The organism is Lysinibacillus sp. NPDC093216, from assembly GCF_050280325.1.
Lineage (GTDB): Bacteria > Bacillota > Bacilli > Bacillales_A > Planococcaceae > Lysinibacillus.
Map to the genome: position 1 here is coordinate 1 of NZ_JBNNVB010000052.1, position 9,774 is coordinate 9,774.

8 protein-coding genes and 4 pseudogenes are annotated in these 9,774 nt (G+C 34.9%); 6 read left to right on the forward strand and 6 right to left on the reverse strand.

Annotation, left to right across the window (positions count from 1 at the left end; translation table 11 throughout):
* Positions 1-223: 223 nt before the first annotated feature.
* Both ACQKOG_RS26660 and ACQKOG_RS26665 read right to left on the reverse strand, forming a co-directional pair.
* Positions 224-862, reverse strand: coding sequence for an NAD(P)-dependent oxidoreductase (locus ACQKOG_RS26660; protein WP_402875281.1), 639 nt, complete (start codon positions 860-862; stop codon positions 224-226).
* Positions 863-946: 84 nt separating this feature from the next.
* On the reverse strand, positions 947-1,573 hold the full coding sequence (locus tag ACQKOG_RS26665) for a TetR/AcrR family transcriptional regulator (protein ID WP_402875278.1): 627 nt from the start codon (positions 1,571-1,573) through the stop codon (positions 947-949).
* Between the two features lie 388 nt (positions 1,574-1,961).
* Between ACQKOG_RS26665 and xerA the strand changes: the two genes are divergently transcribed.
* From xerA to ACQKOG_RS26685, 4 genes and pseudogenes are all read left to right on the forward strand, one after another.
* Positions 1,962-2,801: a site-specific tyrosine recombinase/integron integrase gene (gene xerA / locus ACQKOG_RS26670; RefSeq protein WP_402875275.1), complete on the forward strand. Its 840-nt coding sequence runs from the start codon at positions 1,962-1,964 to the stop codon at positions 2,799-2,801.
* Between the two features lie 253 nt (positions 2,802-3,054).
* Positions 3,055-3,319, forward strand: a pseudogene (locus tag ACQKOG_RS26675) (IS110 family transposase); the annotation flags it as partial.
* Between the two features lie 476 nt (positions 3,320-3,795).
* Positions 3,796-4,707 carry a glycine betaine ABC transporter substrate-binding protein gene (locus tag ACQKOG_RS26680; protein WP_402875272.1) on the forward strand — a complete coding sequence of 304 codons (912 nt, stop codon included), beginning with the start codon at positions 3,796-3,798 and terminating at the stop codon, positions 4,705-4,707.
* 123 nt (positions 4,708-4,830) lie between these two features.
* Positions 4,831-5,010, forward strand: a pseudogene (locus ACQKOG_RS26685) (cytidine deaminase); the annotation flags it as partial.
* A gap of 12 nt (positions 5,011-5,022) precedes the next feature.
* Here ACQKOG_RS26685 and ACQKOG_RS26690 read toward each other — a convergent pair.
* Together ACQKOG_RS26690 and ACQKOG_RS26695 are read right to left on the reverse strand one after the other, a co-directional pair.
* Positions 5,023-5,244 (reverse strand): annotated as a pseudogene (locus ACQKOG_RS26690) (helix-turn-helix domain-containing protein); the annotation flags it as partial.
* Positions 5,245-5,552: 308 nt separating this feature from the next.
* Entirely contained in the window at positions 5,553-5,939 is a 387-nt protein-coding gene (locus ACQKOG_RS26695; protein ID WP_427448576.1) for a hypothetical protein, read from the reverse strand.
* Between the two features lie 340 nt (positions 5,940-6,279).
* Here ACQKOG_RS26695 and ACQKOG_RS26700 point away from each other — a divergent pair, with 340 nt between their 5' ends.
* Positions 6,280-6,786, forward strand: a complete 507-nt coding sequence (locus ACQKOG_RS26700; protein WP_402875266.1) for a DinB family protein — start codon at positions 6,280-6,282, stop codon at positions 6,784-6,786.
* A gap of 560 nt (positions 6,787-7,346) precedes the next feature.
* Positions 7,347-8,584: pseudogene (locus ACQKOG_RS26705) on the forward strand (IS110 family transposase).
* A 165-nt stretch (positions 8,585-8,749) separates the two neighbouring features.
* Here ACQKOG_RS26705 and ACQKOG_RS26710 read toward each other — a convergent pair.
* Both ACQKOG_RS26710 and ACQKOG_RS26715 read right to left on the reverse strand, forming a co-directional pair.
* Positions 8,750-9,139 (reverse strand): hypothetical protein, encoded by a 390-nt coding sequence (locus tag ACQKOG_RS26710; RefSeq protein WP_427448577.1) that lies wholly within the window; start codon positions 9,137-9,139, stop codon positions 8,750-8,752.
* 119 nt (positions 9,140-9,258) lie between these two features.
* Entirely contained in the window at positions 9,259-9,405 is a 147-nt protein-coding gene (locus ACQKOG_RS26715) for a hypothetical protein (RefSeq protein WP_402875260.1), read from the reverse strand.
* Between the last annotated feature and the right edge of the window lie 369 nt (positions 9,406-9,774).

A 9,774-nucleotide genomic window follows, 5' to 3' on the forward strand; every position in this document is an offset into this window, starting at 1 on the left:
CTTATTAAAATTAAGAAATTAGGCTTTTTCCGTTGCTCCATTAAAGCACCCGTTAGCCATCCATGTAGCGCAAAAACCAGCGCTACACCACAGAAAATGAAAGATGATTAAGTTCTTTCATGGGAGTTTACGACGCTTCTTCAACAATCACGTCCTATTGCGGAATAACCTAAATTAAGCATTTAAGCCTTGTGCTACCTAAACAATACTTAAATTAGTTAAATTAATTTGAGATAAACGGTACCTTATGTACATACTTTGGATTTTCAATTTGATTGATGATAAAAGTCGCAATATCTTGACTAGTGACTTTTGTTCCGGGCATATCTACAAGATTTTCTTTTATATATCCTATTTCATTGCCGTTATCTATAAATGGAAGCCTAATTAGTGTCCATTTAATTAATTTATTACCGTTAAGAATATGCCATTCCTTTTTCCTATCTACCATCATTTTAGAATAGATGATTTCAAATATTTTTGCTCCAACTCTATTTATAATGCTTTTTTTATCTCCATTAATAGTAAGTGAACCGCCTGTAACACCAATATAACGATCTATTTGTAAATCTTCCATAATCTCAAGTATTTTTTTAGTTACACTGCTATAAATCGGCTCTTCCTTAATTGGCTGACCAAAAGTATTTATAACTATTTGACAATCCTTTAATAGTTTTTGAATATCCTCAAAGTTTTGTACATTCCCTTCTACTATCTCAATCCTATCATCTCTTAAAGTTAACTTATCTGGATTTCTAACAAGCATACGAACTTGGTACCCATTCTGTAATGCTTTAGCAGCAATATAACGTCCAACCTTTCCTGTCCCACCAATTATAGCTATTCTATGAGAATTCTCCATAATACCCCTCCAAATGAATATAATAATATTTACCTTGAGAACTTTAGGTGCTTCAATTAAATTATTAGTTTCCCTCCATCTAATCTAATTATCTTCCTCATTAAAAATCATTTTATATCCTATAGCGTTAATAGGACCCTTTGTAATTAAAGTTGTAAGCTGTTCGACTATAAAATCAACTGAATAAGTGCTGCCTTCATCACTAAGCCACCACTTCAATACACCTATATACGCGGAGCTGATAAAACTGAGTATCAAATCCATAGGAACCTTCAATTGATCTAAGTCCCCATAAACAGAAGTAAAAGTAATCTTGAAATTGTTTGATAATAGTTTTTCAATCTTATTGGTGAAATTAGGTACCCCTTTTGTTCCTAACATAACTTGATAAAATAATTTGTTCTTCTCGATATTTTCAATTACTTTTCTTAATGTGATTTTAAATCGATTGACGTTAACCTCTCCTTTTTTAAAATGAAAGGTAATATCTATTGCATCCATTAATTCATTCAAATAGGAGTTGCTGATTTTTTCATGTAGATCATATTTATCTTGGTAATGTAAATAAAATGTTGCCCTATTAATAAAAGCCTCATCTGCAACATCTTGAATTGTAATAGATTCGAACCCCTTTTTGTCTATAAGGGAGATAAAAGCTTCCTTTATTAACTTTTGCGTCTTTAATACACGTAAATCCACATTTTTTGCCACTTCTCCACATCCTTTTTTGTATGATTGGTTATATTTCTCATAATAGCATTATATACGACATTTTATTGAATAATCAACAAAATGTCAATTAAAAGGAGGGGTATAAATTGGTACTATTATTGAAGAGCAAACTGTTTTAATCACGAAGAGAACCGATAAGATGGTTGAAAACAAGAATGAACTAGATACAAGTAACAATTAGTGCAATAAAAAGAATCCATTTTGAGAAAATGGATTCTTTTTATTAGGCTGTTTTCTCAATGATTGTTGCTTCTCATTTGGCTATCTTCTTCAACAAAACTGCCCATTAGTACAATCACTCCTATGTCTAGAATTCTATTAAGTTGGCAATAATCCCTTTTATATTACTATTTTAGGGGGAATGGAATTGTTACTGTCAAAAGCATGGACTTTGTTTGAAGCAGATAAACGAATAGAGGGCTTTTCGCCACAAACGCTGAAGGCCTACCGGTTACAGTCTTTTCTATTAATTGGTTATTTTAAGGATATAGAGATGGAATTGCTTGACACCAATCAACTGAAGGAATATCTTGATATATCCGGCAAGCACTTAAAACCAGCCAGTCTTGCACACCGTATCCGCTTTATGAAATCATTTTTTCGTTGGTCTCATGAAGAAGGATACCTGAGTAAGAATCCAACTTCCAAAATTAAAGAACCGAAAGTAGGTAAGCGGATACCCAAGTATTTAACAGAACGGGAGATTGAACACCTCCGTGAATCCTGTCATTCCGCAATGGAAAAAGCAATTTTCGAATTCATGTTTTCTACTGGTTGCCGAATTGGAGAAATAGTTGCGTTAGAAAAGAACCATATTAATTGGTCCAATCAATCCGCAATCGTTAGAGGAAAAGGTGATAAGGAAAGGGAGGTTTATTTTAACACGCGTTGTGACATATGGCTTAAACGTTATATTGAAAGCCGTACTGACAATAATCCCGCCATCTTTGTGACAGTAAGGCAGCCACATAAAATGAGTGTTGCCCAGATGCGATACATCATCAAGCGGATATCCAATCGTGCTGAAATCAATAAAGAAATTCATCCACACCAACTTAGACACAGCTATGCAACTCATTTGTTGAACAATGGAGCTCCCATAGAAGTCATACAAAGTCTTATGGGGCATGAGAAAAGCGAAACAACTAGGATCTACGCTCAATTAAGCGGGAGGCTAAGGAAAGAGTATTATCAGAAGTACTTTTAAATGTAAAAGGAGCAATGTCTTAAAAGACTTTGCTCCACTTGACTAAAGCCTCCGTTAGTTTAAGTGTAACAGTTCACATTTTGCACTAATGAAACTAGATTAAAACCATCCTCATCCTATAGTAATATAAATGATATTACTAACTATTTTGTATTAGTTTATTACAGAACTTCCATTCAACGCTAAGTGTATCTGTATTTCTCACCTCACCATCAGAGGTGATCACAACTTTACCTTAAGGAGGAGATTAAGAATGAATCCAGTCGTTGGTCTGGATATTTCAAAAGGAGAAAGCCTGTAAAAAACGAGGCTGGTATGAAGCCTACAATCATTTTAGAAGCTACAGGACATTATGGTGCTCCTGTCATACATCATTTAGAAGAACGAGGATATTTATTGATCATCATTAATCCGTTAATTTCATATAAGGCAAGAGGATCAGTTTGAGAAAAGTAAAAACGGATGCCATCGATGCCTATCTTCTTTGTGAATTGTTCTATAAAGAGGAATTAAAGCCTCCATACCCCTGAATACCCCATTACAAATGGTAATTTTAATATGAGCAAAATGCTTCCTGTAAAAAAGAATATATTTGCTATTGAATTTCTGTTCAATTTTTTATCCCCCAACCAATAATTACGTTTTATTAGGAATTAGTAAACAATATCATCTTTTACCTTCATTTTAATATATTCATTCTATTTATTAAACAAATTATGGAAATGTCTCACGGAAAAATAACCTTATGGATAGGCTATTTTTATTTTTTTAAAATAAAGAACTGAGAGCCGTTAAAGGCTTTTTTTTGTGTGAAGAATTATGTTAGTAAACGTGCAAAAATGGGTATTTAAAAGATTAAGTGGTTTGACAAAAGTAACAACCTGTGGTTAAAATCAAGTTGTTACTTTTGGTAGCAGAGTAAAAAATTTTTAATAAAGGGTTTCTTAGGAAGTCGCTAAAACTCTAAGTTTTCAAACTAGGGGGATGAAAAAAGATGAAATTGAAATCTGTAGGACTCACTTTAGGGTTAGCTATTTCGTTACTTTTAACAGGCTGTGGAGATGGAGATAGCAAAAAAGACAATGGCAATTCAACAGGAACTACGCCAAGCATAGGGGAGCAAGTGGACTATAAGATTATAGGAATTGAACCAGGAGCTGGGTTGACTGGTCTGGCGGAAAATACTATAGAGAAATATGAAAACTTAAAAGGCTGGGAGCTTGAACAAAGTTCTACACCTGGGATGTTAGGTTCATTAGAGCAGGCTATTCGAAATGAAGATCCAATTATTATTACCGGATGGACACCACATTGGATGTTTTCATCTTATGATTTGAAATTTTTAGAAGATCCTCAAGGGACATTAGGTGGATCGGAAAATATCAATACACTTGCGCGTAAGGGCTTGGAAAAGGACTTACCGGATGCGTATACAATTTTGGATAGATTTTATTGGGAACCAGAAGATATGGAAGCTGTAATGTTTGAAGCACAAACGAGTTCATTTGAAGATGCAGCAGACAAATGGATAGAAGAAAACCAAGACAAAGTAAATGAGTGGACAAAAGATACGAAAAAAGTAAGCGGAAAAGAAATTGAATTAGCTTCAACACCTTGGGATTCAGAAAGAGCTTCGAGTAGTGTATTACAGGCTGTATTTGAAGAACTCGGATACACTGTCACAATCACACCTGTAGATCCTGCAATTATGTTTCAAGCTATCGCTACAGGCGTATCTGATGCAACAGTAGCTGCTTGGTTACCAACAACACATAGCTCTTTTTATGAAAAATATAAGGATGACTTAGTTGATTTAGGTGAGAACTTAAAAGGTACAAAAAATGGATTTGTAGTTCCTGCATATATGGACATTGACTCAATTGAGGATTTACAGCCTAAGAAGTAATAAAAAGTTAACTACTGAATAATTTTGAACTGAAAACAGCCTTTCACATATTTAGCCCTAAAAATGCCTCGATGTTTATCTCATCGAGGCATCTTCACTTTTAAAGATACTTTAGAGTTATTAATGGAAAGTGCACGTAAGATGAAAGCGAAGGCATACGTACCCTATTCCAAATTCCCAGTTGGAGTAGCATTATTACTAAAAGATGGAGCTGTAATTAATTGAGTAAACGTAGAAAATGTTTCTCTAGGTGCAACTAATTGTGCAGAGAGAACCGCTATTTTTACGGCAATATCAAATGGTTTTATCAAAACAAACTTCTGGCGTACATTTTGACTTGGCACCACAGTTGGATCTATTTTGGTGGTAACGTATTTGCGCTTCTTCAGCCGTACTACCAGCGTGGCGTTTTAGTTCTCTGGAAATCGTAGAAGGTTGACGATTTAAGAGTTTAGCTATTTTACGAATCGGATAATCAAGTTCCAGGTATGTTTCTATTTTTACACGTTCTGATAGGGTAAGATGGGTATAGCTCATAACGATTCCTCCATTTGAATGTTTGTGTGGTAACTACATTCTACACGAGGTCGTTATGGGCTTCTTTTATATTTACTTCTGGGTGTTGCACTTAATATTACAATCCGTCAAAAGAAAAAAAGAGCTGCATATGCAACTCAATGATCTTCAAGAAAAGCACCCCGTTAGCCATCCATGTAGGGCAAAAACCAGCGATACACCACAGAGAATGAAAGATTATTTCGTTCTTTCATGGGAGTTTAAGTACAATACTTCACAAAGTCCTTAATTATTGGTTTGAATTTTCACCAGTTTAGCATATAAGTGAGTTATACACTTTTTTCTACGTGGAAAAAGGACTTTCTAACACAAAATGTATAAATTAAAACGATTACTGACCAAATAAAATTCCCAATAAACGGCTGTTGATTATATGAGAATAATAGAATATAGCTTATTAGCCCAAATCCTAATGAATATAAAATCATCAACCAAAATCCCCATCTTTTTAAACGTATATAACCATATATGATGATAAGGGAAACAACTGCCAATATAATCCTAAATAGCTGTTCTGGAAAGTTTGGTAAACCGAACCTATCTGCTATGCCAAATTCATTTGCATCTTGATTAAAAAATATGGCTGTGATAATCAATACAACTGCACCGAAAATGTAAAAACAACTAATTAAAGATACTCCTAAAGGTCTTTTCATTTTTCCACCCCCTTTACACTATTAAATTCAAACCTTATACCTTATCTTATTCAATTCACCTGCTCCGTTAGCCATCCATGAAGCGCAAAAATCAGCTCTTCACCACAGAAAATGAAAGATGATTAAGTTCTTTCATGGGAGTTCAAGAATAAAAAAAGAGCTGCATATGCAACTAAAGCACCCGTTAGCGACAGAAGGATGGTCATGGAATTCGTCTGAAAGAACGTCCGTGCATAATGGTTGAAAGATCCATTTTATCGTGCATAATAGTTAAAGGATTCGTTTCGATATATGGAACACCATACTATTGGAAAAAACATCAGGATCCAGGAGGTATATAATGAAAGATACGCTTGAACTATTTCGTTACCATGTTTGGGCTAATAAAAGAGTTTTTGAACATTTAAGGAAACTTCCTGATGATCTGTACCGTAAACCACTAAATAGTGTATTTCCTACCATTGGCGACGCATTAGCACATATCTATTCTGTGGATAATACTTGGCTCAGCATAATGTCCCATGAAAGTCCTGAGGAAATCTATGCTGCGATGACGAGTTCACTTGAAGAGGTAAAAGATGCCACGCTCAACTCTTTTGAGGCTTATTTTGCTAAAATTGCGGCTCGATATGAAGAGTTTATCTTGAACCACCAAGATGATTTAGAGGAAATATCTGAGTATCCGCTTAAATTCGGTGAGTTGCGGGCCAATTACAAGGATCTCGTTAGGCACGTGGTTAATCACGGTACATATCACCGTGGTAATATTACCGCAATGCTCCGACAAATGGGTTATTCCGGTGTTTCCACAGACTATGGATTTTACCTTTTTGAACTAAAGCGGTGAGCACTCCTTCGGGAGTGTTTTTTTGTAAAGGTCGTTTTCGATTTGTTACCGACAGATTTTCTCCTGTATTGTCTTCCCATTTCTAATCATCAAATGTAAATGTTGAATGAAGTGATGCCCGTCTATGATATCCGTACATTTAACCCTTAGCTTACCTGTCTTAAACAAACCTGCCCCGTTAGCCATCCATGTAGCGCAAAAACCAGCGCTACACCACAGAAAATGAAAGGTGATTAAGTTCTTTCATGGGAGTTCAATAAGAAAAAATGAGCTGCATATGCAACACAATGTTCTTCAAGTAAAGCACCCGTTCGTATTATAAGGCCAGCCAGAGTAAATCTGGTTGACTATTTTTTATTCAATTTATAGATTGATAGTAGCCGGGGTAGAACGGAAGCACCCGTGGGATTGGATCCCGACAACTAAACTGTTCGCCCTCTACTTGTTAACACATGATTAGGCTGGTTGGGACATTACGATCTCGTATAACAAGCGAAGATATGAATAACAAGCTAGATAGAGGTTACCGGTCAATACACTACCTTAGGAGGAGATAAACTATGAATCCAGTAGTTAGTCTGGATGTCGCAAAAGGTGAAAGTCAGGTTCAAATGTTCTTGGATAAAAAAATGCCCTATAAAAGCAGCGTGAAAGTTGATCATACGGTGGATGGATTGGAAGAGTTACACTCTTATTTATTAGATTTAGAGCGTCAAACAGAGATGAAGCCACCTGTTGTTTTGGAATCAACGGGTCACTATCATGCACCAGTTGTACAGTTTTTAGAAGCAAGAGAATACATTGTCATTATCGTAAATCCACTGGTATCTTACCGAGCAAAAAGTTCTAGCTTGCGAAAAACCAAAACAGATGCCATTGATGCTTATCACTTAGGCGAACTGTATTACAAAGAGGATTTAGCGCCTCAGAAAAAGCGTGGTGTACAGTTATTAAACCTTCGGCATCTAACTAGACAACATGAAAATATGACTGGAATTATGATTCAAACAAAGCTTCAATTTCAAGCCGTATTAGATCAAATATTCCCTGAGTACAAAGGAGTTTTTGGCGATTTATACGCTGGGATTTCCATAAAAACTTTACAAGCTTACCCTACTTCTGAATCAGTTAAAGAAGCAGGTGTAGAAAAGATCGCACAATTCATTGATACACATTGCAAAGCACGTTCGTTTAATTGGGCGCTTGAAAGATCGGAAAAATTAATCGAAGCCGCAGAACGCAATCCATTTCAATTAACTCTTTATCAAAGTCTTCTAATCAGTTTGAATATGTATATTGATTTACTGCAAGTGTACCACCAACAACTTTCTACGTTGGAGCGTGAGATTGAAGAGTTAGCGGCACAACTTGAAGAATATGAATTACTCCAATCAATTCCCGGTATTGGTGAAAAAATCGCTGCAACGATTATTTCAGAAATCGGAGAAATTGATCGGTTTAATCATCCGAAAAAGTTAGTAGCCTTTGCAGGACTAGATCCCAGTGTGTTTGAATCAGGTCGCTTTAAAGGCACGAAAAATCACATTACTAAACGCGGCTCGGCTAGGCTTCGCCACATGCTTTATACAGCTGTTCGTTGTTCTATTCGAGATAGTCGGAAAAAGAAAACAACACCTGAAACTATAGCACGAAATAAGCGGTTACGAGCTTTCTATGATTTAAAACGAAAAGAGGCAAACCATATAAAGTAGCTATAATTGCTTGCGCTAATAAGCTTTTACACTGGATTTATGCCATGTTAAAAACGAAAACACCATTCCAAGAAACAATACAGTAACAACATTTTCAATTTTAACGAAAACCTTCCAATTTGAATTCGAAGGGTTATTTGAGTTGCGCTTTTTAGTGTTTTTTAATTTAAAAGATTTTTATTGACAATCTATTAGCTGGTTTAGTTGTATAGTATACAAGAAAAAGAATTACTTTATTAATTCTTCTCCAGTTAAATCTCATATAGATTTGCTGAATCTTGCTCTGTTAATTTCACATATCTATCGCTATTCGTAACAATTTCTAAATTTTCACCACTTATGCTAATCCAAAGTGAATAAGAGGCTATTTTGTTTTCGCTATTGTTCTTAAATGGAAATTGAAATTGGTAATCAGCATAGCTTGTCATTTCTACTTTTTTATTTTCCCAATCAGCATTTTTTACTATATCTATTGCTTTTTCCACCTGTTTTCTTTGATTGACTTCTTTAAAATCTTCAAAAATATTATCTTCACCAGTTCGTTTCTGCACAGTTATTTTTTGCCCAACCATTTCATTCAAGCAACTCGAAGTAACTAACAAAACACCTAGTAGAGAAAAAAATAATATTATTTTTTTCAACCTGTTCCCCCCTCGTATAGTATTTTCTTATAGCACTAAACTGCATCGTTAGTTGAGAAGAAAACGATGGGATTTCTGTGGAATCCTCTTGAAGTAAAGCACGGGTTAGTTGAATATGATTACTGAAATAAACCGAATATCCAAACTATCAAATACATTGGAACTGCAACAATTATCGCCCCTGCAAGTAAATAGCTAATCGACCTTATAATAAATTTAAAAATATCATATATAGCACCTGCTAAGTCATCAACAAATCTCAACACTAAAAATCCCCTCCGGCAACATATAGCTTGGTGATTTAATTTTAACATTATTTTCCTCTAAGGAAACAATATATATATTGTCCATTCAGTGATGTTCTTCTTTAACTCTTCTGCCCCGTTAATGAAAAAGCGATTGCTCTAATTAAACAAAACCAGCTAATAGGATGTCAATATTTTTCTCTAAAATTCTAATTAACCTTATGTTATACTATTTTGAGCATGACAAATAGCCCTCCAAAAACCTTTTGGAAGGTTTTCTCTTTATTACTTATAACCGTTAATTACGCTATATCCAAGAAAGTTTCTTTTCTATTTAATAAAGCATAAATCCAATGAAGCAGTTTGTTAATACAGGCTACTATCGCTACT

Bases quoted from the DNA above. Each gene is read 5' to 3' on its own strand.
- ACQKOG_RS26660 (WP_402875281.1), bottom strand. From the start codon at position 862: ATGGAGAATTCTCATAGAATAGCTATAATTGGTGGGACAGGAAAGGTT.
- ACQKOG_RS26680 (WP_402875272.1), top strand. From the start codon at position 3,796: ATGAAATTGAAATCTGTAGGACTCACTTTAGGGTTAGCTATTTCGTTA.
- ACQKOG_RS26695 (WP_427448576.1), bottom strand. From the start codon at position 5,939: ATGAAAAGACCTTTAGGAGTATCTTTAATTAGTTGTTTTTACATTTTC.
- ACQKOG_RS26700 (WP_402875266.1), top strand. From the start codon at position 6,280: ATGAAAGATACGCTTGAACTATTTCGTTACCATGTTTGGGCTAATAAA.